This is a genomic window from Nocardia bovistercoris (assembly GCF_015674855.1).
GTDB lineage: Bacteria > Actinomycetota > Actinomycetes > Mycobacteriales > Mycobacteriaceae > Nocardia > Nocardia bovistercoris.
This window is the reverse complement of record NZ_JADMLG010000008.1, coordinates 230,022-254,354: the sequence shown is the minus strand read 5'-3', so window position 1 is coordinate 254,354 and position 24,333 is coordinate 230,022. Positions and strand designations below refer to the sequence as shown.

Below are 24,333 nucleotides of genomic sequence, written 5' to 3'. Positions count from 1 at the left end.
ACACCTCCTGCCTAATACCGGGGGGGGGGGGGGCGCGGCGGCGGGAAACATCCCACCGCCGCGCACACCCCCTCAGGGGATCAAGCGGCCCGCTGCCCGGTGAACTCGATCACCGCGAACGGCGCACCGACCTCACCGTGCACCAACTCACTGCGTAGGTGTCCGGCGCACACCGGCAATTCGGACCCCTCCATCGCGAGGACCGCCGCCGCCGGTTCGTGGCAGTGCCGTAACCGGTGAAACGTGGTGTCCTCGCCGTAGCGCTCGTGCCCCTCGGCGTCGCAGTACCAGCCCGGCACGATGCCCCGATGACTGAGCATGTCCCCGTGCTCGGGGCACCCCGACCACGGAACACCGCAGCCACCCGGTACCGGTTCCAGATCCGCTGGCGTCAACTGCGCCAACAACGCCAACCGCAGCGTGTCCCGACGTTGCGGGGCCAGCAACTCGGCCACGTTCAGCGGCACCGGAGCCCGCTCGCCCTCGAGCTCGACCATCTCACGCAACCGGTATTCGGCCACGTCCAGCCACCGCGCGCCCAACTCCGGAACCTCGCGACGCAACCAACCATCGCGGTCGTGACCGGTACCGAACGGCGTGGTGTGAAGACCGACAAACGACATGAAATCCTCCTCGAAAGCACTACTGGACAACAACTGCGACCCGAGCGACCGTGAGCGCCCGATGGCGTCACCGTGGTTCGGGTCCGGTTTCCCGCTGTGGTTCAACAAGCGACCTTTCACGTAGTGATGCGGAAAGCACACGCCCCAGGTCCACCGCGTGAACCCTCGAACCGCGCCGACGCGCGGCCCGATGGAGCGTGGTGCCGTCTTGACAAGCCGGCACCGATCCCATACCGTCTATTTTGGACAAAAAATAAGATTGCGATCTCTTTACAGTTTTCCGGTTTGGGACGTGCGTTCAGCTTGAGGGGTCAAGCTGAACGGTTAACGCTACCTCGTGCCGTCTTATGCTGTCAAACTTCCGATTTGCGGATCGCTCCACATCGTGATATAAGCCCCCAAAAACCCCCGCTGACCAGCGAGGACGGTGGGTAGAGTCCCCGAAACCGCTATGCCGGGATGCTAGGCGACCTGGGCTCAGCTGGTATCCGCACGCTTGAGGCCATCCCCGAATCGGGGGCGGGTCGCACCGACCCGAAAGCTCGTCGCATCCCCCGCCGGGTTCGAATGGTCGACTATGTTGACCTGCGCGAATACACGAAAGGCACCCCGCAGGGTGCCTTCGGTCTCGGAGCTTGGACGCGCTACGCGCGGTTGAATTCGCCGCTTCGCGCACCGCGCGGGAACGCCACCCACTCACCCGGTGTGAACTGCGACACACCGCCGTCACGGTTCTTCATACGGGCGATTCTTCCAGCGTGACGCCGCTACCGGCTTTCAACTGGCGAGGGTTCCCATCCCTTTTTGGTCGGTCGAACTGCCCGCCCGCGCGCCGCCGATGAAGGCGTCCCACTCAGACGGGGTGAAGACCAGAGCCGGGGCGGTGGGATTCTTGGAATCACGCACGCCAACCATGCCGCCGTCGAGGTGTGCCACCTCCACACAGTCTTGTCCACCAGCGCTGTAGCTCGACTTGAACCAGCGCGCTCCGGACAGATCGCCCGTCATGCATACTCCCTTGCTAGCTGCCGCAGCAGACGTTTCGTGTTTGGCACGTCCAACGCTACATCCCGCAAGGTCGCGTGCGCCGACCTGAACCGGCGCACGGTGGCGGATTTCTCGAGGTACACCGCCCCCGTGAACGCTTCGACGTAGACCACGGGGGGCTCTTGCGCGATCTCTCGATCGTCGGCGACGAAATCGAGAATCGTGAAAGGACCGATCGCGACACCCAGCGGAAACCCGGCACGCGACGGCAGAATACGCACCTCGACGCTCGCCGGAAGGTCGGCAAGGTGGCGCATCTGATCCGACATGACCCTGTTGTTCCCGACCACCCGGCGGGTGGTGGCCTCGTCAAGGACGAGAACCGCCGTCAAGGGGGACAATTCGCGAGTCAGGCGAGCTTGCCTTCGCTGACGAACACGGACACGCCGTTCGATGTCCTCGGGGGAATCGCCGGGAAAGTAGATCCGATCGAGCGCACGGGCATAGTCGGGAGTCTGAAACAACCCGCTGATCATGTCGGGTCGATAGATGGCGAGCCGGGTGGCAGCCGACTCCATCTGTAGGTATGCATCGAAAGTCGGTTCGACTTGATCGGGGAACTCATCGAGCCATGATGGCGTCCTGCCCTGCGCGGCAAGTGATTTCAGAACATCCAACATGTCCATCCGCTGGTAGAGCTTGCACAGCTTTGCCAAGTCCTCATCCCGAACCACGACATTCGGCGCTCCGGTTTCCATCCTGTGCAGCGTTCCCGCGCCGCGCTTGATCGCGCGTGCGGACGTCTCGATCGACAATCCCGCCTCGTGTCGCATCGCGCGCAGCGCCCGACCCAGACTGCGGTGTGGAATGCTCGACGCAGCTCCTGAACCGGCCGCGACCTGCGAGACTCTGTCACTCGATTCACTGTTTGGCATGTCTCCCACCCTTACCCGTGGAACGTTCCGTGCCGCCATTCTGGAAGACGCGAAACGAGATTATGGAAGGCTTAATTCCCCTGCTTGGAAGGCCAATAGAGCCCGGTTGGAAGGTTACCAGGGGATTCGGAACTACCTCTATGGAAGATTCATTGGAATCTCCTTTTTCGATCGAATCCGTGTTGTCATAGCTACACATCCACCGGATGACATACCGCACAGCAACCCTCTGAGCGGTAATCCACGGGACAGCGCCCCCGGGCGTATCCCCGGACACGCGGAAGGATCGAGATGGCTAGCCCGAACGGACTTCCCCCGCGACGCCCGTTTCCCACCGTGCACGCGGGTATTCGATCCTTGCCGGCCGTGGTGTTGGAACGGTACGTGACCGCGCTCACGCAGTGGGCGGCGGACCCCGAGAGCCACCGGGGGCGGGGTGAGCACGACTCCTCCGCCTCCGGTGAAACCACGACATTGCCCCTGAAAGACGCGCTCGCACAGGCCGAGTCATGAACCCCGACAACCGGACTCACCGAACCGAACTCCCGTCGGGCGAGTGGGTCGACTGGCAGGAAATACGGGGAGTTGTCCGGGTGCAGCGAGTCCGAATCGGCGAGAAGGAAACCGACTACCCGACCATGCCGGACTTGGGCGAATGCATGGATTCCGTTCTGCCACGCAAGATTTGGAAACTCGTCCACCAACACTGGAACAACGAACGCGAACGGCGGCGCGGAACACGCTGGTCATATCAGAAACCACCGTCCCCCGAATTGCTCGACCCCTGATCCTCTACACGCGGCACCGCAAGACGCGTGTAGAAGGGCCTCGGTTCGGGAGGTGCCACATGGTCAACGGCGAGCCGGCGCACCCCCTATCGAGGCAGCCGTGGCCCGCACGCGAACGGTCCCGCGTGCGGGCCACTTCCCACCGAATCCACCGAAGGTCAACAGTTATGGTGCAGGTACAAGTCACGTTCTACACCACGGAATTCGACAGCGGCGCGTCGGTCACCTGGTACGAATACGACGGCATGATCTGGATCGCGATCGTGACCGGCGCGGACGGCACCGAGACCGAATACCCGCAGCCGGACCGGCCGCATATCGCGGACGCGCTCGCGCAAGGCAAACTGCCGCCGGGGATGGCGCGGGGTGTCCTGGTGCAGTGGGCGAACGTGCGGGAACTCGCCGCAGGCCCGTGGATCTGGGCCTCACAGACAATTCTGCCGAGGATCGATCCCCACGCCGACCAGGTACGCATCGTGGCGTGTCCCGGTTTCCTGTGCGAGATGAGACCTCCCGTGGTGAACGGGCGTATCGCCTCCCACGACAACCCGCTCACCTTCGGCGAGTGCCGGTGGTCGGGAGTCCGTGTGCTCAACGACATCCCGCCCGCCGCCCTCGAGCCGCTTCCCGGAAGCAATCGATAGACCTCCCTGCGCGCTGTCGCGGGGCGTGCCCCCTCGCACGCACGCGCCGACAGCACGCAGGGCAAGGGGAACTCCCTGGGCGCGCGCTCGGGACACCCAGGGAGTTCCGTCCACCCAGAAAGCGTGAAAGACATTGACCGACAGAGCAATAGGGCTCGTGCACATCGGCCGTTCCGACGACATCGGCGCGGATCACCTCTGGATCGAATCCCAGGCCCGCCAACGCGGCTACCAGCTCGCGGGAGTCCTGTCGATCGACTACGACACCTATATGCCGCTCACGCTCATCGTCGCCTCCGCCGCCGGCGCGAAAGCCGCCGTCATCATCGCTCCGGACCTGGACTACTTCGGAGCCGCGTACAAAGCCGTCACCACCGTGTGCGCGCTCCTGCTGCCCACCGGACTCATGCCGTGCGCGGCGAGAACCCCCTACTGACCACCACTTCGACCGACCCCGACACTCGAGGAACCCCGTCCTATGGATACCCGTCGACTGTTCACCGTGTACGGACTGCGCGTCCTGCGAGCCCTGCGAGACGGACGCGCACACACGATCGCGGAACTGGTGCGCGACAACAGTTTCCGCGCCGTCAGCGTGCGCCGTCAGCTACGCATGTTGGCGACCCAAGGGTACGTGTCCGAGCAATTCCGGATCACCCCCACCGCCGCCCAGCGCTTGGCCGACATCGACGCCGAAGACGCCCAGCGCGCCACCCGACGCGCGATCCGCGCGCGGTGGGCCGGCGCGACCGACACCGACACCGACACGATCGCTGACACGCGCCGATTCCTCACCGATCACGGCGTGACGGTGGTGCGGGCCATGACCGACGAGCATCGCGCCTACACCGCCGAAGACCTGGCGGACCTCTCGGGACTCGAGTGCGCGCACGTCGCGGAAACACTGACCGGTCTCGCCGCTCGCGGTGCGCTGATCCCCGTGACCGCCTACCTGCTCACCCCGATGACCGCCCTACGGATAGCCGAGATCACCCGCGAAGACCACGAACACACCGCCGAAGCCCGCGCCACCGTGGACGGGGGCCACTGATCCGGCTACCGCGTCCACCGCGAACCGATCCCGCCCGGGAAATCGAACAACTCCGCACCACACGCACACAGGGGAAAGCTCATGCGGGCACTCGACGCCCACACCCACCGCACCACCGCCGCGCTACTACTCGAACTATCCGTGACCCCCGACGAGAAACTCGCCACCATCACCGGCATGTACCCACAAGCGGTGTTGGCCTCGGCGCTACGCGCCGTCATCAGAATGCTCGGCCCGAGATTCCGGGCCAAAGTCACCGAAGACCACATCATCGAATGCGCGAAAGGCACCTGCCCACACGGCCACCACCACACCCACCCACACGGCCACCACGCGCCACACCACCGACAACCACCCAGAACCCGCCACCGATTCAACACCCCACCCGCCCCCTGAAACCGCAGCGTACCGGCCCCCTACCGCTACGAAACCACTACGAAAATTGCTCTGAAACCGACTCCACCCCGCGACACCCACCAACGCACGAAACCACCGCCTAGCAGGGCATTCCTCACACCTACCACAATCGCCTAATACCGCCAACGGTAGGATTTCTTAACGGACCGTATGGAAGCAACCGTGAGAACCGGAAACGCGGCTTTTCAGGCGGAAGGCGGCCCAGCGCACGAAGAGGCTCCGCGCAGTTGCCGGGTCGGGGGTCTGGCAACTACACGGAGCCGATCTGTTTATCGCGGCCGTGCACCGTGCGTTACACACCGGTTCGCGCGAGGTCGGCGCAGACCGCCGATCGCGGGTCGGCGGGAGACAATCGAAGCGAGGGTCACACGCGCTCGCACCCACGAGAAGAGGGATCGAATGCAGCTGGGAATGATCGGGCTCGGGCGCATGGGCGCCAATATCGTGCGACGGATCGTCCGCGAGGGACACACCTGCGTCGGATACGAACTCCAAGCCGACGCCATCGACCGACTGCGCGACGAACTGGGCGACAGTTTCACCGGAACCACCGACCTCGCCGAATTCGTGGCGCGTCTCACCCCGCCGCGCGCGGTGTGGGTGATGATCCCCGCGGGCGCGACCGGCGCGGTCGTCGAACAGGTGGCCGCGCTGCTCGAACCCGGCGACATCGTGATCGACGGGGGCAACAGCCGCTACCACGAGGACATCGCGCGCTCGGCGGCGCTCGCCCCGAAAGGCATCCACTACGTCGATATCGGCACCTCGGGCGGCGTCTACGGACTCGAGCGCGGCTTCTGCCTGATGATCGGCGGGGAGCGGGAGCCGGTCGAACATCTCGACCCGCTGCTGAAGTCCATCGCGCCCGGCATCGGCGCGGCCGAACGCACCCCCGGCCGCACCGGCGCGCCGTCGACGGCGGAACAGGGCTATCTGCACTGCGGTCCGGCGGGCGCGGGCCATTTCGTGAAAATGGTGCACAACGGCATCGAATACGGGGCGATGTCGGCCTACGCGGAAGGGCTCAACATCCTGCACAGGGCGAACGCGGGCGCCGCGCGGGCCGGGGAGTTCTCCGCGGAACTCACGCCGCTGGAACATCCCGAGTACTACCGATACGACCTCGACATCCCCGAGGTGGCCGAGGTGTGGCGGCGCGGGTCGGTGGTCGCGTCCTGGCTGCTCGACCTGACCGCGGCCGAACTGTACGCGGACCCGAATCTGGATTCCTTCGACGGCAGGGTCTCCGATTCCGGGGAGGGCCGCTGGACCCTCGACGCCGCCGTCGACACCGGCGTGCCCGCACCGGTGCTGGCCGCGGCGTTGTTCGGGCGCTTCTCCTCGCGCGACGGCGCGCTCTACGCCGACAAGATGCTTTCCGCCATGCGCAAGGCGTTCGGCGGGCACGACGAACTCCCCGAAGCGTGACCCCCGGACCGGGCAAATCCGTGGATATCTCCCATTTCGCGGGACGAACCCGCCGTTTCGGTCACCTCGCCCGCCTGATTCCGATACGTTTTCACCGGCTGACTCCCGTCCGGGTCCGTTTCGGAGGTCGTGTTCGTCGCTTCCGAAGCGTCGATCGCCCCGACCGGATTCGGGAGCCGGCAAACAGGGCGGCATCCGGTTCCGGGGAAGAATCGGATGCCGCCCTCGCGTATCAGCGCTCGAGAATGGCGACCACGCCCTGACCGCCCGCGGCGCAGATGGAGATGAGCGCCCGGCCTGACCCGCGCTCGGCGAGCAGTTTCGCGGTGGAGGCGACCACGCGGCCGCCGGTGGCGGCGAACGGGTGCCCCGCGGCCAGCGAGGAGCCGTTGACGTTGAGTTTGCTCCGGTCGATCGACCCGAGCGCACCGTCGAGGCCGAGGCGTTCCTTGCAGTACTGATCGGACTCCCACGCCTGCAGGGTGGCGAGCACGACCGACGCGAACGCTTCGTGGATCTCGTAGTAGTCGAAATCCTGCAAGGTGAGGCCGTTGCGGGCGAGCATGCGCGGCACCGCGTAGGTGGGCGCCATCAGCAGCCCGTCCGGGCCGTGGATGTAGTCGACTGCGGCGACCTCGGAATCCACCAGGTAGGCCAGGGTCGGCAGTTTGCGCTCGGCGGCCCATTCGTCACTGGAGAGCAGCACCGCGGACGCGCCGTCGGTGAGCGGGGTGGAGTTGCCCGCCGTCATGGTCGCTTCGCCCGCCTTGACGCCGAAGACCGGTTTCAGGGTGGCCAACTTCTCGACGGTGGATCCGGGACGCAGGTTGTCGTCGCGGGTCAGGCCGAGGAACGGGGTGATCAGGTCGTCGAAGAAGCCGCGGTCGTAGGCGGCGGCCATGTTCTTGTGCGACAGGTAGGCGAGTTCGTCCTGCGCCTCGCGGGTGACGCCGAATTCCTTGGCGGTGACCGCCGCGTGCTCGCCCATGGAAAGGCCGGTGCGCGGTTCGGCGTTGCGGGGGATCTCGATGCCGAGCATGCCGGGGCGCAACTGGCCGACCAGCTTGAGGCGAGCCTTGGTGGACTTGGCGCGGTTGGCGTCGAGCATCCATTCGCGCATGCCCTCGCTGACGCCGATCGGCGCGTCGGAGGTGGTGTCGGTGCCGCCGCCGATACCGGCGTCGATCCGGCCCGCCGCGATGGCGTCGCCGACGGTGACGATGGATTGCAGACCGGTGCCGCAGGCCAACTGCAGATCGTGGGCGGGGGTGTACGGGCTCAGGGTGGAGCCGAGCACGCTCTCCCGGATCAGGCCGTGTTCGCCGACCCGCTTGAGCACCGCGCCGCCGACGACGAGGCCGAGCCGTTCGCCCTGCAGGTTGAACCGGCTGACGAGGCCGTCCAGCGCGGCGGTGAACATGTCCTGGTTGGAGGCGTGCGCGTAGCTCTTGTCGGAGCGGGCGAAGGGGATCCGGTTGCCGCCGACGATCGCGATCGGACGCGGCTGCCGTTGGGTCCTTGGCGAACGGGCTGTGCTTGTCACTCGAGTCTCCAGATCTCGTCGGGGGTTCGGGGTCGACCGGCGCGTGCGCCCGGCGGGCCGCGCGTCGACTTCGGCTCGCGTCGACTTCGGTTTACATTAAACTTACTCTGGAGTAAGTTAATTGTCGACACCGTACCCCGCACGTGATTCACACCTGTGCTGTGTGCACACCCGCGCCACGGGGCACGCAATGAACGAGACCATCCCCAGACCAAGCAAAGGTAGGAACAGTGGCAGCCAGCAAGAGCAAGGGTGCTCCCAACCTCTACGGATCGTTCGTCAACTCCGCCCCCGGCCAGTTCCTGGCGACCAAACTCGGTCTGCCGCAGCCGGAAAAGCTGCGCCGCTACGCCAAAGGTGAGCCCGCGCTGCCCGGACCGGTGCTGATCGGCGGCAAAGGCCGCGTCGCCGAGCCGGTGCGCGCGCTGCTGTCGGACTACACGTTCCACGACTCGCTGAGCCAGGGCGCGAAATACGGCGCGCTCGTCTTCGACGCCACCGGAATCGGCGCCATCGAAGACCTTTCGCAGCTGTTCGAATTCTTCCAACCCGCCATGCGCAGCCTCGCCGCCTCCGGCCGCATCGTGGTCATCGGCACCACCCCCGAACTCACCGCGAGCGTCGACGAGCAGATCGCGCAACGCGCGCTCGAAGGCTTCACCCGCTCGGCGGGCAAGGAACTGCGCCGCGGCGCCACCGCCCAGCTCGTCTACCTCTCGCCCGCCGCCGCCCCCGCCGCCACCGGCCTGGAATCCACACTGCGCTTTCTGCTTTCGGCCAAATCCGCCTTCGTGGACGGACAGGTGATCCGCGTCGGCTCCAATGATTCCGTCGCGCCCGCCGACTGGGACAAGCCACTGGACGGCAAGGTCGCCGTGGTCACCGGCGCGGCGCGCGGCATCGGCGCCACCATCGCCGAAGTGTTCGCCCGCGACGGCGCCACCGTGATCGTCGCCGACATCCCCGCCGCCGGAGAAGCGTTGTCGCAGACCGCGAACAAGGTCGGCGGCACCGCGCTCGCCCTCGACGTCACCGCCCCCGACGCCGCGCGGAAACTGGCCGAATTCGCCACCGAACGCTTCGGCGGCATCGACATCATCGTGCACAACGCGGGCATCACCCGCGACAAACTGCTCTCCAATATGGACGAAGCCCGCTGGAATTCGGTCATCAACGTCAATCTCGCCGCGCCGCACCGGATCACCGAAGGGCTCGTGGCCGAGGGCGCGCTGCGCGAAGGCGGACGCGTGATCGACGTGTCCTCCATCGCGGGCATCGCGGGCAACCGCGGCCAGACCAACTACGGCGCCTCCAAAGCCGGTGTCATCGGCATGGTGAACGCCGAAGCGCCGAAACTGGCGGAACACGGCATAACCATCAACGCGGTGGCGCCCGGATTCATCGAAACCGCCATGACGGCGGCGATCCCCGTCGGCACCCGCGAAGCCGCGCGGCTGATGAGTTCGCTGTCGCAGGGCGGCCAGACCGTCGACGTCGCCGAGACCATCGCCTACTTCGCCTCGCCCGCGTCGAACGCGGTGAGCGGCAACATCGTTCGGGTCTGCGGCCAGAGCCTGATCGGGGCATGATGACCCAGACCATCACCCTCACCGCACCGCCGAAGAACAGCAGACTCTTCGCCAAAGCCGCACTCGGCGCGGTCCCCGTCCCGCTGCTCACCGCACGCAAACCCACCCTGCCCGATCGCGAAGTGCGCCTCGACGGCTACCGCGTCGACCCCGACCACCTCGCCGCCTACTGCCGCGCCACCGGCCTGCGCTTCGGCGACGCACTCCCACTCACCTACCCGTTCGTGCTCGCCTTCCCCCTCATCATGCAGTTGGTTGTGGCCCGCGACTTCCCGTTCACCGCGGTCGGCGCGGTACACGCGGAGAACCGAATCGAACGCGCCCGCGAGATCTCGGTCGCCGAACCCCTCGACTTCCACACCCACGTCGAGAACCTGCGCGAACACCCGAAAGGCCTGCTCATCGACGCCGTCACCGAAGTGAAGGTCGGCCGCGAACAGGTATGGCGTCAGGTAGCGACCATGCTGCACCAGCAGAAAACCTCCCTGTCCGGCGCCCCGAAACCCGAACCCAAACCCGAAGAAGCGCCACCCCCACCCCTGCGCACCCTGCGAGTCGACCAAAAAACGATCACCCGCTACGCCGCGGCCTCAGGCGACCACAACCCCATCCACACTTCAGCCGTAGGCGCAAAGGCTTTCGGATTCCCGAAGTCAATAGCTCATGGAATGTGGTCAGCCGCAACAATTCTCGGCATAATCGAAGGCCGAATCCCAGAAAAGACCACCTACGCGGTCAAATTCGGCAAACCCATCCTGCTGCCCTCGACAGTCAACCTCTACGCCGACCAAGCAGACGGCGGCTGGAACCTGGCCCTGCGCCACCCGAAAAAGGGCTACCCCCACCTGACAGCAACCCTCCGCTGACCCACGTGGAATTCCCAACGTGACGAGAGCCTGGCCCCGACAAGGGCCAGGCTCTCCAGTCAGTAGGACCGCAAACCGATGACCAGCCGGTAAAGCTGCCCCCACGCATACTCACGCCCCTAAGAACTCCGAACCCAAACCCAACCTGCCCCACCCCTGACACCTGGCCCAACCGAGAAGGGTTCGCGGCGTCTCGCGTCCGAGACTCAAAGGCCGCGAACCCCGCCGCGACGAAGTCGCGGCAAAATAGACACAGCTCAGCAGTCGCAGCCGTCGCAACAGCAACCGTCACACTCGCAGCAGTTCGAGCAGCAATCGCAACCCTCGCAGCAGTCCCCGCAGTCGCAGTTCTTGATCCAGGCGTCCTTGCGCTCACCGGTACATGGGCTGGTGTGGTCGGAGCAGCAGGCCCAGCCGGTGCAGTAGACACCCAAAGCGATGGCGATGGCTGACCCGATGTCGGGCCGTCGAGTCGGTGGACGGTGACCGGTACCGGGAAAGTGGGCGTGTTCGGCATGGTCCCGGTTGGCGGAACAGGCGTGGACGAGTGGGGCGCCGATGCCGCGCCCGAGTCTGCGGACGAGTGCGTACAGGGGGTCGAGCAGAATCCATCGCACCGTGGGTGTCCGCGCGAGGTCGGTGCCTGCCATAGCGCGGCGCAGTTCGGCATCCGATTCGCGCAGCAGGTCGTATGCCTGGGTGACGGTGGTGCCGGTTGCGTCGAGCGGGTTGAATCGGCCACGCGCCCGGTCGGTGTCGAAGTCCTCGACGGCATCGGCGAGGTGCGCGATCCGACCGAAATGCCTGCCTGCCTCCCGCAGCGCGCTGACGTTCTCGGGACGGTCGGCGAGTATCGCGGTGTGCGCGAACAGTTCCGACGCGCAGGTCTGGGTTGGCCCGGTGAGTTCGTCGAGGGAGACGGCGTCGTAGCCCGCGCGGTGTTCGAGTTCAGTCTGCTGTGCGATGGCGGTGACGAGCGGATCGATATCGAGCCCGATCAGCGCCGCTTGCGCGGTAGCGCTCGCGGCCCAGCGATCGGAGATCCTGGTCATGGGACGGCGGGTCAGCACGGACCCGTCGCGGTCTTCGACATGATCACGGATCTTCGCCGCGCCGAGCAACAGCGAAGCGGTGGCCGCCAACCGCACACCGGGCGAGTCCGCCGAAGCCACTTCCGCGCGCCGCATCCCGCGCAACGCGCACGGCCCTGCGACGGTGCGCGCCGCGGGGCCCGACCGCTGGGCTTCGGTGAGCACACTGAGCACGATCGCGTCGGTATTGGTGGCCGACCGCGCCACCTGCCCGTGTCCGTCCCGCAACCCGAGACACAACCCACACATGTGCGCCCGCCACTGCCCAGCATCGATCCCGTACTTCTGGGCCCCGTGCGCACACGGCCGCAGCATTCCGAACAACTTCCGCCCCGTTCCTCCCCGGCCGCGCCGGTCCTACATCGTGATCCCCCGCATCCTGACAGCTCACAGCAACCTTGGCGAACCAGACATTTCCACTACGAACAATCGCAGCAGCAATCCGCGCAGTCGCAGCAGTCGAGGCGTTTGCGCCAAGCGCGTTTGCGGCGGCCGCTGCAGGGGCGGGTGTGGTCGGCGAAGCAGGCGTAGCCGGTGGGGTACTGGCCGAGCAGCAGGCCGATGCCTTCGATGAGGGTGGGTTTGCGCGGTGCACGGTGCGAGTCGTACGGGTGGTGATTCACCAGCCCGAGGTCACGCCCCATACCGGTGAGCAGGCTGGACAGCGGGTCGAGCAGCATCCAGCGCACCGTCGGCGCGGTGTCCAGGTCGGTGGTCGCGATGGCTTCGCGAAGCGCTGCCTCGGATTCCAGCAACTGTTCGTAGGCGGCGTCGAGGTCGGTACCGGTGGCGACGAGCGGGTTGTATCGGCCGTGCGCGATATCGTCGTCGAGGTCTTCGACGGCGTCGGCGAGGTGGGCGATGCGCCCGAAGTGGCGGCCCGCCGTTCGCAGCGGTTCGACGTTGTCCGCGCGACCCGCCAGTACCGCGGTGTGGGCGAAGAATTCGGCGGCGCAGCGCTGCGCGGGTTCGGTGAGCTCGTCCAGCGTCAGGCCCGACGTGCGCTCCAATGCGCCCTGAGCGGCGATGGCGGCGACGAGCGGTTCCACATCGAGGTCGATGGACGCGGCCTGCGCACGAGCGCGACGCCACCACTGCCCGGACACGGTGGCCATCGGACGGCGCAGCAACGACGCGGTATCGGCGTCGTCGACGTGGTCGCGGATCTTGGCCGCCCCGAGCAGCAGCGAGGCGGTGGCCGCCAACCGCACGCCGGGCGAATCCGCCGCGGCCACTTCCGCACGCCGCATCCCGCGCAGCGCGCACGGTCCGACGCCGGTGCGGGCGGCCGGTCCGGCGAATTGGGCTTCGGTGAGCGCGTTCAACAGCATGGCGTCGGTATTGGTCGCCGTGCGGGCCAGCGACCCGTGTCCGGCGCCGAGTCCGACGCACAGCCCGCACATCTGCGCGTGCCATTCCGATGGGTCGATCCCGTATTTGTGCGCACCGTGCGCACAGGGTGTGAGCAGCCCGAACATGCGACCCCGATTCCTCCCGACCCGGATTCCGCGAATCGAATCGCCGCGGATACCGAACTCTGACAGCCGAGGCCCGCGACGGCAACCGGTACCGTCAAAGGGTTCGCGGCGGCAAAAGACCCCTATTCGGCTTTCTTGCGACCCGCGAGTCCCCGCCAGGCCAGGTCGTCGAGCAGGTCGACCGCTTCGGCGACTTCGATGCGCCCGCCCGCGACCCGGTCGGCGATGGCTTCGCCCGCGCCGATGACGGCGACCGCGACGATATCGAAGTTGGTGCCCGGTTCGGGATGTCGCGCACTGGATTCCAGCAGTTTCGCGGTCAATTCGATGACGCGTTCGCGGGCGTTCTCGATTTCGGAGGTGAATGCCTGCTGACCGATGGCCTGGCGGTACAGCACCTGCCAGGATTTGCGATTGCGGTCGACGAATCCGAGGAATCCCTCGAGGGCGGTGCGCAGCTGTTCGTGCGGGGAGAGCAGTGGGTTGCCCGCGGGGGCGACGGATTCGATGAAGCGCATGCCTTCGCGTTGGATGCAGGCCCGGAAAAGTTCGTCCTTGGAGCCGTAATACAGGTACAGCATGGGTTTGGAGATTTTCGCCTCGGCGGCGATGGCGTCCATGGAGGTATCGTGGAAACCCTTGCGCGAGAAGACTTCTACGGCGGCGTCCAACATCTGCTGCTCACGAACCGCTCGGGGAAGTCGTTTCGTTCCGCCCGCCATCCATTCTCCTACCGCAAAGGTGAAGCCCTTATATTACTCCAAGGTAAGTTCGGTGGGTCGAATTCACTCCCCGCGCTGCCCCCGGCCCCTCGGAGGTCGGCGAATCCCCGCGCCGACCCCGGCTCGAATACAGTACGGCCCCGCTCACGACCGAGTCGGGCGGGGCCGGTGCGCGCACCGATTCAGCAGCGCAGCGCGCCCTTGTACACGGCATTGCGCAGCACCGAGGCGTCCACCCGGTCGGCGGGCAATGTCCCGTTCGCGACCGCCCCCTCCAGCCGGTCGAGCACGCTGGAGACCGCGGCGGTGCTGATCCACAACGCGTTGTCCGCGCCCGCCGCCAGTGCCGCCTCCACCGCGGCCTCGATGCCGAGCCTGCTGGTGATCGCCGCCATACCGCTGAGATCATCGGTGAAGATGACGCCGGTGAACGGCGCGGCCCCGTATCCGGTTCCATTGCGCAGCAACGACATCGCCGCCGGACTAATACTCGCGGGCACATTCGGATCGGTGAGCCCCGGCACGTCGAGATGGCCGACCATCACGGCCGCGCCGGAACCGACGAGCGCCCGATATGGCACCAGGTCGACCGTCTGCAACTCCTCCAGCGGCGGCGTGCGCACCGCGCCGGTGTGCGAATCGCCCGAACCGGAGCCGTGGCCAGGGAAATGCTTCATGACCGTGCCGACCCCGGCCTCGCGCATCGCGCGGATGTAGGCGTCGGCGTAGCGGGTGACCTCGTCCGGGTCGGAGGAGAACGAGCGGTCGCCGATCACCGAATCGTCGGGCTGGCTGCTCACATCGACATCGGGGGCGAAATCGACGGTGATGCCGAGCGCGCGCATCTTGCGGCCGCGCTCCACACTGGCCTCGTAGAACTGCTCGGGCGACATGGACTTGGCGGTGACCCGAGCCGACGGCGCCGCACCGATCAAATCCTTCAGACGCGAAACCCGCCCGCCCTCTTCGTCGACGGTCACCATCAACGGCACGATCGCCGCGGATTTCACCGACTCGAGCGCACCGCCCGCGAGCAGCGACCTGTCGGTCCAACTCCCGACGAAGATCCCGCCGACCTGCTCGGAACGCACCGTCTCCAACGCGTCGGCGGTGCCCGCGACACCCACCGTCAACAGCTGCGCCAACTTCTGACGCTGTGTGAACCGCGCCAGGTAGGTGGCGTTGCAGTCCAGCGCGACCGGAGTGGCCGAGGTGGCGTCGCCGGACGGCGCGGCCGACCCGGTGACGGCGGGCGCCGAACTGGTGGACGGCGCCGCCGTATCGCTGCCGCCCGAACAGGCGGTGGTGACGGCGGTGATGACCGCGAAGAGAACGAGAGATGTCGTCCGCATTGGACACAGCGTAGTGCGCCGCCCACCGGGGTCGACGCCCGGGTGCGCGGCGTCACGGCAACCGCCCGCACCGGGAGTAATCTGGGAAAACAGCCGTGCGACTCCCTCAGGAGGTCACCGTGCCCTGCGACCTGATGCTCATCGCCTACGACGGTTCCGAGAACGCCAAACGCGCCGTCGAATACGCAGGCCGCTTCCTCTCGGCGAACCGCGCGGTAGTCCTGACCGCGTGGGAGCCGATGGTGCGCCAAGCCGCAAGACTGTCCGGCCTGTCCGGAGTGGTGCAACCCGACTGGGTACCCGACGAGGAAATAGAGGACATCGCCTACGTAGACGCGAAAACCATCAACATCGAAGGCGTGCGACTGGCGAAACTAGCGGGCCTCAACGCCGAGGCCCGCACCGCCGAATGCGTATCCACCATCTGGAACGCGATAGTCGACTGCGCCGACGAACTCGACGTGGACGTAATCGTCGCAGGCACCCGAGGCGCCACCGGCATACGCGCCCTCCTACGCAGCAGCGTCGCCGACGCAGTACTCAAACACTGCCACCGCCCGGTCCTACTGGTCCCCCCGGGCCGCGAACCCCGCCCCTGAACGCCCGGAATCCCACCGCACCCACCAAACCTCCGGCAGCGCCCCCTCACCCGAAACGCGCCATCCAGCAACTCACCAGCCGCGGGCCGACACACCACAACGCCGGTCGGTCGTCCGGGCGGTGCATCCCCGCCCACTCCCACAAAGCAAGTCACCGACACGCTACCGAACACCGCCACCACCCGACCCCACCAAGCCACGCCCCCACACACAAACCCCCACCCGGCCCAACCGAGAAGGGTTCGCGGCGTCTCGCGTCCGAGCGGTCGAGACAATGCGCCGCAGGCGCGAGTATCGACCGCTCGGACGCGAGACTCAAAGGCCGCGAACCCCGCCGCGACGAAGTCGCGGCAAAATAGACACAGCTAGGGTCGAGTGATCATGGATGGATTCCTGCTCGCTCAGCCCGGTGGTGTGTTGCGCACCCATGGCGTCCAGCGTGTGTTCACCGAGCCGGACGCGGCGGCCAGGGCGTTGCGGAACGGCGACGCGCGCATGATCGTCGGCGCACTCCCTTTCGACCCGAATACCCCTGCGGCGCTGCATATCCCACGACAGGCGACACACACGGCAGGCCCGTGGCGCCCTGCCGCGCTGCCCGTTCTGCCCGCCGTGCACGTGGTGCAGCAGAACCCGCCGCCCGCCGAACACATCGAGCGCGTCCGCACACTGGTGGCGACGTTGAACGATCCGGCACAACCGCTGCGCAAGGTGGTCGCCGCGCGTTCGGTCACAGCGGAGGCGGACGCACCCCTGCGCCCCGACCTGGTCGCGGCCCACCTGCTGACCGCGCACCCGCACGCCAACGTCTTCGCCGTCGATCTGACCCCGGCGGGCCGCGCGGGCACCTTGGTCGGCGCCACACCGGAAGTGTTGGTCGCCCGCCGCGGCGCGACGGTCACCCTGCGCCCGCTGGCGGGCACCTTGCCGCGCCTGCCGGACGCCGACGCGGACGCCGCGCAGGCCGACGCTCTGCTGGCCAGCGCCAAGGACCGCGAGGAACACGCCTACGTGATCGAGTGGATCGCGCAGGCGCTCACCCCGCTCTGCGCGACCCTGTCGATCCCCGAGCAGCCGCGCCTCGTGCGCACCACCGAGGTGTGGCACCTGGCGACCCCGATCACCGCGACCCTGCGCGACCCGTCGACCACCGCGCTCGACCTGGCGATCCGACTGCACCCGACCCCGGCCGTGTGCGGCACCCCGACGAAGTCCGCGCTGGCCGCGATCACCGAGGTCGAGGGTGATCGCGGCTTCTACGGCGGCGCGGTCGGCTGGTGCGATCACACCGGTGACGGCGAGTGGGTGGTGGCGATCCGCTGCGCCGAACTGTCGGCCGACGGGCGTTCGCTGCGCGCACACGCGGGCGGCGGCATCGTCGCCGCTTCGGACCCGTTCGCCGAGTTGGAGGAGACCACCGCCAAACTCCGCACCCTGCTGAGCGCGCTGCACTGTGTCTAATGGCCGCCCTGCCTATTGGCCGCGACTTCGTCGCGGCGGGGTTCGCGGCCTTTGAGTCTCGCGGGCCCGCGGGGGGGTAACCCGGCCGGGGGGCCGGGTATGGCACGCCGGGGGGTCTCACCCGCCCGGGGGGGGCCGCCCCCCCCCCCCCCCCCCCCCCCCCACGCCGCGAACCCTTCTCGGTTGGGCCAGGGGGTGGTTTACATCGTGTGATCTGATGGGGTTGGCACACCGAATCGCGGGCTGTTGGCACCGTGGGGTGGGTCGGGCTGCTAGGTTGACCCGGGAATGTGCCTGATCCGAAGTATTGGAGTCCGCGATGAAGTTTGCTGTCCCCGGTGTAGCCAGTGCGGTCGCAGGCGCCGTCCTCGGCGCGGTCGCGGTGTTCGTGATCACCGCCGCGGTGCAGCAGAACTCGCGCCCCGAACTCGATCACGGCGAGCCGAGCTCCTCGCTGCTCAACAACGTTGAGTACGGCGCACGCTGAGCCGCTGACCTCCGCTTCCTCGCTCGACAAGGGCGCCGAGGGGCCCCTCTCCGACGAGGAGACCGCGGGCTCCGATACCGGTCCCGCCGTCGCGCCGTTGGGCAGACGCTGGTTCGCCGCGACCGTCGTCGCGGCGTTCCTGCTTACCTTCCTGCAAGCGCCCGGCCTCACGGTCGCCGACACCAAATACGATCTGGCGCAGAACCCGCTCGGTTTCCTCGATCGCGCCGCGCACCTGTGGAGCAGTCAGGCCCCGATGGGGCAGGTGCAGAATCAGGCGTACGGCTATTTCTTCCCGCACGGCGCGTTCTTCTCGGCGGGCCATGTGCTCGGCCTGCCCGCGTGGGTGACCCAGCGCGTCTGGTGGGCGCTGCTGCTGCTCGCTGGTTTCTGGGGCATCGTCCGGCTCTGCGAGGTGCTCGGCATCGGCAATCGCGGCGCGCGGGTGATCGCGGCGATCGCGTTCACGCTCTCGCCTCGTGTGCTCACCACGCTGGGCTCGATCTCCTCGGAAACCCTGCCGATGATGCTGGCGCCGTGGGTGCTGCTCGCGCCCGCCGCGCTCGGCACCGCGTATCGGGCCCGACGGCACGGCGGCGCGACCTCACCCGCGGGCAGCGCGCTGGCGTTGGCGCTGATGGGCGCGGTGAACGCGGTCGCGACCGTGGCGGCGTTCCTGCCCGCGCTGCTGTGGTGGGCCTCCTACAAACCGAACCGGCGCTGGCGACGGTTCACGCTGAGCTGGATTCCGCTGCTCGCGGCCGCGACCCTGTGGTGGGCGGTGCCGCTGCTGCTGCTCGGCCGGGTCAGTCCGCCGTTCCTCGACTACATCGAATCCTCGGGCGTCACCACCCAGTGGGCCTCGCTCGCTGAGGTGCTGCGCGGCACCGACAGCTGGACCCCGTTCGTCTCGCCGGAGCGGATCGCGGGCGCGGTGCTGGTCACCCAACCGGGCGCGGTCCTTGCGACCGGACTGCTCGCCGCCGCAGGCATGGCCGGGCTCGCCATGCGCGGCATGCCGTTCCGCGGGCGACTCACACTGATCCTGATGGTCGGACTCGTCGGCATCTGCGCGGGGTATGCCGGTGAACTGAGCGGCCCGTTCGCGGAGTCGGTGCGTGTCTTCCTCGACTCCGGCGGCGCGCCGCTGCGCAATGTGCACAAACTCGAGCCGCTGATCCGGTTGCCGCTGGTCCTCGGACTCGCCCATCTGCTCGCGCGGGTTCCGCTGCCCGCCGCCGCGCCGCTGCGGGAGTGGCGCAGCGCCTTCGCCCATCCCGAACGCGACCGCATGGTGGCCGTCGCCGCGCTGGTCCTCACCGCGCTCACCCTGTCCACCTCGCTGGCCTGGACCGCGAAACTCGCCCCGCGCGGCGCCTACGACGAGGTGCCCGGGTACTGGCACGACACCGCGGCGTGGCTCGAGCACAATGCCGCCGACACACGCGCGCTCGTGGTGCCGGGCGCGCCGTTCGGCAGTCAGGTGTGGGGGCTGACCCGCGACGAACCGCTGCAAGCGCTGGCGAGCACACCGTGGGCGATCCGCGACGCGGTCCCGCTGAACCCGCCGGGGACCATCCGCGCCATGGATTCGGTGCAGCGGTTGATCGCCGACGGCCGCCCATCGACCGGACTGGCGGCGACCCTGGCCGATCAGGGCATCGGCGTGCTCGTGCTCCGCAACGACCTCGACCCGGAGACCTCGCGCTCCACCCGCCCGCTGTTGGCACACCGCGCGATCGAGGGTTCACCGGGGCTGACGAAGGTGGCCGAATTCGGCAATCCCATCGCGCCCGCCGTCATCGCCGACGGTCTCGTGGTGGACGGCGACCTGCGTCCCGCCTATCCGGCCGTGCAGATCTACCGGGTCGACGCCCGCCCGCCGGGCACGCCGATCGAGGTGCGCGGCGGTGTCGGCGCACCCGATTCGGTGCCGGGCGCCTACACCGTCGACCTGGATTCGGCGCCGATCGTGCAGGGCGGACCCGAGGTGCTTGAACGGCTGCGCCGCGATCCCGACACCCCCGACGCGCCCGCGATCCTGGCCGCCGACGCCGCGCGCGCCGGACTGCGCGGCCCTCCGGTGCTTGTCACCGACACCCCCATGGACCGCGAAACCGACTTCGGGCGCGTCGACAACCACAATTCGGCCCTGCGCGCCCCCGACGACCCGCGCCGCACCCACAACCTGGTCGCCGACTACCCGGTGCCCGGTGCGGAACCGGTGCGCGGGGAATGGTCGGGCGCCACCATCACCGCGTCGAGTTCGGCCGCCGACGCCATCCAGATCGGCGGTTCCGCGCCCGGCAGCTCCACCGCGGCGGTCGTCGACGGCGACCCGTCGACCTCGTGGTTCAGCGCGGGCCTCGAAACCGCTGTCGGTCAATGGATTCGGCTCGACCTCGACCATCCGATCGCGGCGGGCCTGCTGCGCTTCACCACGAGTCCGGCCGCCATCGGCGACCCGGTGAAATGGGTCGAGGTGCACACCGCGAACGGCAGTGTGTCCACGCGTATCTCCGAACCCGGTGTGTCGGCGGCGATCTCGCTGCCGGTCGGCACCACCGACTGGTTGACGATCACCGCCATCCGCACCGAAGGCGGCACGCGCGGCGGCCAATTCGGCCTCAGCGAACTGAGTCTGGACGACTACACCGTGCGCGACGCACCGACCCGCGTCGATATCGGACACCGCACCGTCCTGCCTGCCACCGCACCGGGCGAACCCGTGCGCGGCTGGGATCTCGGTCAGGAATTCCCCGGTCGCAGTGCGTGTTTCGACGCGCCCGAACGCATCCACTGCGGTAAGGGGCTGGCGCTCGCGCCCGAGGAGCCCGGCGCGTTCCAGCGCACCATCAGCGTGCCCGAAACCATGCGGGTCACCCCCGACCTCACCGTGCGCACCCGTCAAGGACCGGCGTTGGAAGCCCTGCTCACCGACCCGCGGCGGCCGGTCGCGCGTGGCAAGGCCGATGTCGGCGACCTGCGCGGATCGGCCTTCGCGGCGACCGACGGCGATGTGCGCACGAGTTGGACCGCACCCGAGGAATCCGCGCGCGGGGTCACCGGAGCGAAACCGACGCTGGTCCTCGAACTGCCCGAACCCGCGCTGGTCACCGGACTCGACCTGACCACCTCCCTCGGCAGACTGCCCGCCGCACCCACCTCGGTCTCGGTGAATCTCGGCAACGGCCCGCAGGTGCGCGAACTCGACGAGGACCGCGAACCCGATGCGCCCGCGCGCATCTCGCTGTATCCGACGGTCACCGACCGAATCGAGCTCAGCATCCAGACCTGGTCCCCGGTGCTCGACCGCACCGCCCTCGGCTTCGTCCAGACCCAGCCCGCCGGAATCGCCGAGGTATCGGTACTCGGACCGGATTACCCACCGCCCGCATCCGGTGACCGGCTCGTCACGGTGCCGTGCGAACTCGGTCCGACGGTCAGCGTCGACGGAATAGCGGTGCGCACCACGATAACCGCCACCTTCGACGAATTACGCTCCGGTGCACCTGTTTCCGCCCGAACATGCGATGCCGACGGCACGGGTGCGCCCGGATTCGTATTGCCGCCGGGACAATCCGATGTGCGAGTCGGACCGACCGAGATGTTCTCCGTCGACCGACTTCGCCTGAACCGCACCGATATCGACAACACCGCCGTATCCGGCGATGGCAGCGCCACGATCAACACCGACGGCAGCCCGAACGGCGCGAACCCGACAGCAGGCGACGGCGGAACCGCCCCGGGCGATGACACTGCTGTGAATTCGCCTGTCGCGCAGCGGCTTCTGGTTATCCCGCTCAGTACCAATGTCGGATGGCAGGCTCGCACCGCGGACGGCGTCGAACTCGAACCGATCGTGGTCAACGGCTGGCAGCAGGGCTGGCTGCTGCCCACGGATGCCACGAACGGGCCTGTCACCCTGTCGTTCCCCACCGACCGCTGGTATCGACTCGGCATCTTCGGTGGGCTCCTGCTGCTGATCCCTTTGCTGATCCTGGCCTTCCCGCGCGGGCCACGCGACGCACCGGGACCAGCGCCCCACACGTGGGGCCTGCGCGGGCTCGGCATCGTCGCCGTCGTCGGCACGGCCACCGTGATCGCGGGCGTGACGGGCGCGGCACTCGCCGTGATCGGCGTGCTCGCGGTGCGTTTCGCGCCCCGCGTGCGCCCGACCCACCTCGCCTACACCGCCGGACTCGGCACCGCGATATCGATCGCCGCCCTCTCCACCGGACCGTGGCGCTCACCGGGCGGATACGTCGGCAATTCGATGTGGGTGCAGTTCCCGGCCCTGGTCGCCGTGATCGCGGTCGCCATCGCCGCGCTCCCCCGCGCAGGGAAATCCGGCGAACGCGACGAACCGGATCGGTAGCATCGATAGTTGTGCACACCTGCGCCGAATGCGAATTCGAGTACGACCTGAAGTTGGCGCCGCGGGTGTCCGCGATCGTCCGCCGCGATGCCGACGCCTACGCCGAGGCGCTGCGCGACGATGTCAACCTGCTGCGACGGCGGTCGGATCCGGCGGTGTGGTCACCGCTCGAGTACGCGTGCCATCTGCGCGACGTACTGCTCGTCATGCGGGAACGGGTATTGGCTGCCCGCCGTACCGTGACGCCGACCGCGGCGCCGATGGGACGTGCCGAACGGATCGACCACGACGGTTACGCCCATCAGCGCCCCGACGATGTGGCACGCCAATTACGGGACGCCGCAATGCTTTTCGGTGGCGTTCTGGACCGACTCGGCGACCAGGACTGGGACCGCACGCTGCACTACCACTACCCGGAACCCGCCGTGCGCTCGCTGCGCTGGGTCGCGGTGCACGCCGCCCACGAGTCGCGCCACCACCTGCTCGATATCGAACGTCAACTCGCGGACTGAGCGCCGGACTCGGCGACCACCCCGAGAATCGACGGCCTCAGGTCTCCCGACGATCGGCGGACTCGGCGCGCACCTCGGGATTCGCGGCGAGGTCGAGGCTCGCGCCGGACTTGCGACCGTCGTCGAAGCGGCGCGCGAATCGGCGGGCGGGTTCCTCGATCAGCGCGTAGCTGGCCGCGGCCATGGGCAGGGTCAGCGCGACGGTGAGTAGCAGGATGTAGGCGAAATCACCCTGGAAGGGCAAGAGACCGAAGACCGGGAAGATCACCGACAGTACGGCCAGATGCCACAGGAAGATCCCGTAGGACCAGCGGCCGAGGGTCGCGGCGGTCCGCGAGCACAGGAAGCGGTGCCTGCCGTCGCCGAGGACCAGCGGTGCGAGCAGGGCGAATCCGATGATCGCGCCGAAAACCATCTTCAGGACGTACTGCCACGGTTCGGCGCGGGTCAGTCCGGCGGGGCCCGCGAGGTCGGTCGCCGACAGCAGGAACGCGATCAGCGCGATCGTCCACATCACGGGCCTGCTGCCGAGCGGTCGGCGCAGGCGTCCGAAGGCGGCGGGGTCGTCGACGAGTTCGGCGAGCAGCATTCCGCCCGCGAACCACGGCAGGTAAGCGGGCAGCCAGTTGTCGGCGTGGATGGCGTCCGGCGTCGGCACCGGCAGGAAGTTCCAGCACAGACACAGCGCCCCGACGCCGACGATCACCGGGATACGCAGTCGGGCCGCCCGGCCCCGCAGCCGCGCCATCGCCGGCGCGAACACCGGAAGCATCAGATAGAAGGCCACTTCGACGGACAGGCTCCACATCTGGGTGAGGCCGTCGGTCAGGGTCAGCGGCACGAAGACCTGGAGCAGGGCGAGATTGGACAGCCACACCCGCAGCCCCGCGGTGTCGGAGGCGCCGGGCAACAGCAGCAGGACCGCGCACACCACCGCCCAGTAGGCGGGCAGGATGCGCGCGCCGCGGTGCAGCAGGTAGCGGCCGGGGGTCGGCGCGGCGCCGAGGCCGCGCGCCGCGCCCGCGTGCGGTCGCCACAGCAGGAAGCCGGACAGTCCGAAGAACACCGCGACCGCCATGTCGAAGCGGCCCCAGATCCGGCCGAATACGGGCGTGCCGCCCGCGCCGGTCTGGAATGCGACGTGGGTGAGCAGCACGCCGAGCGCGGCCATGGCGCGCATGCCTTCCAGCGCGGGCAGGAATCCGCGGGACCGGGCGGCGGCGACGGCGTCGCCCGTGGCCGGAACTGTCGCCGTCATCCTCCGCCGCCCCTCTTCTCCGATTCCCGAGTTGAGAACCATTCGTTTCACTTTTCGCGCTAAACTCGGTCGATTTCTGGTCGGAATCCGGCCTCGGCACCGCATGGTACGACATCGGACTGTT

The 24,333-nt window shown here is 68.1% G+C and carries 21 protein-coding genes; 12 read left to right on the top strand and 9 right to left on the bottom strand.

What is annotated here, in order from left to right; translation table 11 throughout:
* Positions 1-80: 80 nt before the first annotated feature.
* The 3 genes from IT779_RS20855 to IT779_RS20845 form a co-directional block, all read right to left on the bottom strand.
* Positions 81-623 (bottom strand): hypothetical protein, encoded by a 543-nt coding sequence (locus IT779_RS20855; RefSeq protein ID WP_196151039.1) that lies wholly within the window; start codon positions 621-623, stop codon positions 81-83.
* A 777-nt stretch (positions 624-1,400) separates the two neighbouring features.
* Positions 1,401-1,631, bottom strand: coding sequence for a DUF397 domain-containing protein (locus IT779_RS20850; protein WP_196151038.1), 231 nt, complete (start codon positions 1,629-1,631; stop codon positions 1,401-1,403).
* A complete protein-coding gene (locus IT779_RS20845) occupies positions 1,628-2,545 on the bottom strand; it encodes a helix-turn-helix domain-containing protein (RefSeq protein WP_196151037.1) in 918 nt (305 codons plus the stop codon). The genes IT779_RS20850 and IT779_RS20845 overlap by 4 nt, the downstream gene beginning before the upstream one ends.
* A gap of 955 nt (positions 2,546-3,500) precedes the next feature.
* Here IT779_RS20845 and IT779_RS20840 point away from each other — a divergent pair.
* The 5 genes from IT779_RS20840 to gnd all read left to right on the top strand — a co-directional run bounded on the left by IT779_RS20840 (position 3,501) and on the right by gnd (position 6,873).
* Positions 3,501-3,977 carry a hypothetical protein gene (locus IT779_RS20840; RefSeq protein WP_196151036.1) on the top strand — a complete coding sequence of 159 codons (477 nt, stop codon included), beginning with the start codon at positions 3,501-3,503 and terminating at the stop codon, positions 3,975-3,977.
* Between the two features lie 133 nt (positions 3,978-4,110).
* Entirely contained in the window at positions 4,111-4,413 is a 303-nt protein-coding gene (locus IT779_RS20835) for a hypothetical protein (protein WP_196151035.1), read from the top strand.
* A 42-nt stretch (positions 4,414-4,455) separates the two neighbouring features.
* Positions 4,456-5,028 carry a hypothetical protein gene (locus IT779_RS20830; protein ID WP_196151034.1) on the top strand — a complete coding sequence of 191 codons (573 nt, stop codon included), beginning with the start codon at positions 4,456-4,458 and terminating at the stop codon, positions 5,026-5,028.
* An 81-nt stretch (positions 5,029-5,109) separates the two neighbouring features.
* Positions 5,110-5,424 (top strand): hypothetical protein, encoded by a 315-nt coding sequence (locus IT779_RS20825; protein ID WP_196151033.1) that lies wholly within the window; start codon positions 5,110-5,112, stop codon positions 5,422-5,424.
* A 420-nt stretch (positions 5,425-5,844) separates the two neighbouring features.
* Complete coding sequence (gene gnd, locus IT779_RS20820; RefSeq protein WP_196151032.1) at positions 5,845-6,873, top strand: phosphogluconate dehydrogenase (NAD(+)-dependent, decarboxylating); 1,029 nt, start codon at positions 5,845-5,847, stop codon at positions 6,871-6,873.
* Positions 6,874-7,105: 232 nt separating this feature from the next.
* Here the strand turns inward: gnd and IT779_RS20815 are convergent, their stop codons facing one another.
* On the bottom strand, positions 7,106-8,416 hold the full coding sequence (locus IT779_RS20815; protein WP_196151031.1) for an acetyl-CoA C-acetyltransferase: 1,311 nt from the start codon (positions 8,414-8,416) through the stop codon (positions 7,106-7,108).
* Positions 8,417-8,646: 230 nt separating this feature from the next.
* Between IT779_RS20815 and IT779_RS20810 the strand changes: the two genes are divergently transcribed.
* Positions 8,647-10,005 (top strand): 3-oxoacyl-ACP reductase, encoded by a 1,359-nt coding sequence (locus IT779_RS20810; protein WP_196151030.1) that lies wholly within the window; start codon positions 8,647-8,649, stop codon positions 10,003-10,005.
* On the top strand, positions 10,002-10,871 hold the full coding sequence (locus IT779_RS20805) for a MaoC family dehydratase (protein ID WP_232541924.1): 870 nt from the start codon (positions 10,002-10,004) through the stop codon (positions 10,869-10,871). The genes IT779_RS20810 and IT779_RS20805 overlap by 4 nt, the downstream gene beginning before the upstream one ends.
* Positions 10,872-11,128: 257 nt before the next feature.
* On the opposite strand, the gene IT779_RS20800 is transcribed toward IT779_RS20805, so the two are convergent.
* The 4 genes from IT779_RS20800 to IT779_RS20785 form a co-directional block, all read right to left on the bottom strand.
* A complete protein-coding gene (locus IT779_RS20800; RefSeq protein ID WP_232541923.1) occupies positions 11,129-12,277 on the bottom strand; it encodes a DUF5685 family protein in 1,149 nt (382 codons plus the stop codon).
* A gap of 104 nt (positions 12,278-12,381) precedes the next feature.
* The gene (locus IT779_RS20795; protein ID WP_196151028.1) at positions 12,382-13,440 is read right to left on the bottom strand and encodes a DUF5685 family protein; all 1,059 of its coding nucleotides are present in this window, start codon (positions 13,438-13,440) and stop codon (positions 12,382-12,384) included.
* A 122-nt stretch (positions 13,441-13,562) separates the two neighbouring features.
* Positions 13,563-14,162 carry a TetR/AcrR family transcriptional regulator gene (locus IT779_RS20790; RefSeq protein ID WP_196151027.1) on the bottom strand — a complete coding sequence of 200 codons (600 nt, stop codon included), beginning with the start codon at positions 14,160-14,162 and terminating at the stop codon, positions 13,563-13,565.
* A 182-nt stretch (positions 14,163-14,344) separates the two neighbouring features.
* Positions 14,345-15,514, bottom strand: coding sequence for a glycoside hydrolase family 3 N-terminal domain-containing protein (locus tag IT779_RS20785; RefSeq protein ID WP_196151026.1), 1,170 nt, complete (start codon positions 15,512-15,514; stop codon positions 14,345-14,347).
* Between the two features lie 119 nt (positions 15,515-15,633).
* On the opposite strand from IT779_RS20785, the gene IT779_RS20780 reads away from it, so the two are divergent.
* From IT779_RS20780 to IT779_RS20760, 5 genes are all read left to right on the top strand, one after another.
* Positions 15,634-16,113, top strand: a complete 480-nt coding sequence (locus tag IT779_RS20780) for a universal stress protein (RefSeq protein WP_196151198.1) — start codon at positions 15,634-15,636, stop codon at positions 16,111-16,113.
* Positions 16,114-16,494: 381 nt separating this feature from the next.
* Positions 16,495-17,574 carry an isochorismate synthase gene (locus IT779_RS20775; RefSeq protein WP_196151025.1) on the top strand — a complete coding sequence of 360 codons (1,080 nt, stop codon included), beginning with the start codon at positions 16,495-16,497 and terminating at the stop codon, positions 17,572-17,574.
* Between the two features lie 319 nt (positions 17,575-17,893).
* The gene (locus tag IT779_RS20770) at positions 17,894-18,061 is read left to right on the top strand and encodes a DUF2613 domain-containing protein (RefSeq protein WP_196151024.1); all 168 of its coding nucleotides are present in this window, start codon (positions 17,894-17,896) and stop codon (positions 18,059-18,061) included.
* Positions 18,062-18,158: 97 nt separating this feature from the next.
* Positions 18,159-22,439 carry a DUF3367 domain-containing protein gene (locus tag IT779_RS20765; protein WP_196151197.1) on the top strand — a complete coding sequence of 1,427 codons (4,281 nt, stop codon included), beginning with the start codon at positions 18,159-18,161 and terminating at the stop codon, positions 22,437-22,439.
* 74 nt (positions 22,440-22,513) lie between these two features.
* Positions 22,514-22,951, top strand: a complete 438-nt coding sequence (locus IT779_RS20760) for a DinB family protein (protein WP_408637779.1) — start codon at positions 22,514-22,516, stop codon at positions 22,949-22,951.
* A gap of 37 nt (positions 22,952-22,988) precedes the next feature.
* On the opposite strand, the gene IT779_RS20755 is transcribed toward IT779_RS20760, so the two are convergent.
* Positions 22,989-24,209, bottom strand: a complete 1,221-nt coding sequence (locus tag IT779_RS20755) for an acyltransferase family protein (RefSeq protein ID WP_196151022.1) — start codon at positions 24,207-24,209, stop codon at positions 22,989-22,991.
* Between the last annotated feature and the right edge of the window lie 124 nt (positions 24,210-24,333).

Coding starts and splice junctions, on each gene's coding strand:
- IT779_RS20850 (WP_196151038.1), bottom strand. CDS start 1,631: ATGACGGGCGATCTGTCCGGAGCGCGCTGGTTCAAGTCGAGCTACAGC.
- IT779_RS20840 (WP_196151036.1), top strand. CDS start 3,501: ATGGTGCAGGTACAAGTCACGTTCTACACCACGGAATTCGACAGCGGC.
- gnd (WP_196151032.1), top strand. CDS start 5,845: ATGCAGCTGGGAATGATCGGGCTCGGGCGCATGGGCGCCAATATCGTG.
- IT779_RS20785 (WP_196151026.1), bottom strand. CDS start 15,514: ATGCGGACGACATCTCTCGTTCTCTTCGCGGTCATCACCGCCGTCACC.
- IT779_RS20825 (WP_196151033.1), top strand. CDS start 5,110: ATGCGGGCACTCGACGCCCACACCCACCGCACCACCGCCGCGCTACTA.
- IT779_RS20755 (WP_196151022.1), bottom strand. CDS start 24,209: ATGACGGCGACAGTTCCGGCCACGGGCGACGCCGTCGCCGCCGCCCGG.
- IT779_RS20855 (WP_196151039.1), bottom strand. CDS start 623: ATGTCGTTTGTCGGTCTTCACACCACGCCGTTCGGTACCGGTCACGAC.
- IT779_RS20790 (WP_196151027.1), bottom strand. CDS start 14,162: ATGGCGGGCGGAACGAAACGACTTCCCCGAGCGGTTCGTGAGCAGCAG.
- IT779_RS20800 (WP_232541923.1), bottom strand. CDS start 12,277: ATGCTGCGGCCGTGTGCGCACGGGGCCCAGAAGTACGGGATCGATGCT.
- IT779_RS20830 (WP_196151034.1), top strand. CDS start 4,456: ATGGATACCCGTCGACTGTTCACCGTGTACGGACTGCGCGTCCTGCGA.
- IT779_RS20770 (WP_196151024.1), top strand. CDS start 17,894: ATGAAGTTTGCTGTCCCCGGTGTAGCCAGTGCGGTCGCAGGCGCCGTC.
- IT779_RS20775 (WP_196151025.1), top strand. CDS start 16,495: ATGGATGGATTCCTGCTCGCTCAGCCCGGTGGTGTGTTGCGCACCCAT.
- IT779_RS20805 (WP_232541924.1), top strand. CDS start 10,002: ATGATGACCCAGACCATCACCCTCACCGCACCGCCGAAGAACAGCAGA.
- IT779_RS20845 (WP_196151037.1), bottom strand. CDS start 2,545: ATGCCAAACAGTGAATCGAGTGACAGAGTCTCGCAGGTCGCGGCCGGT.
- IT779_RS20795 (WP_196151028.1), bottom strand. CDS start 13,440: ATGTTCGGGCTGCTCACACCCTGTGCGCACGGTGCGCACAAATACGGG.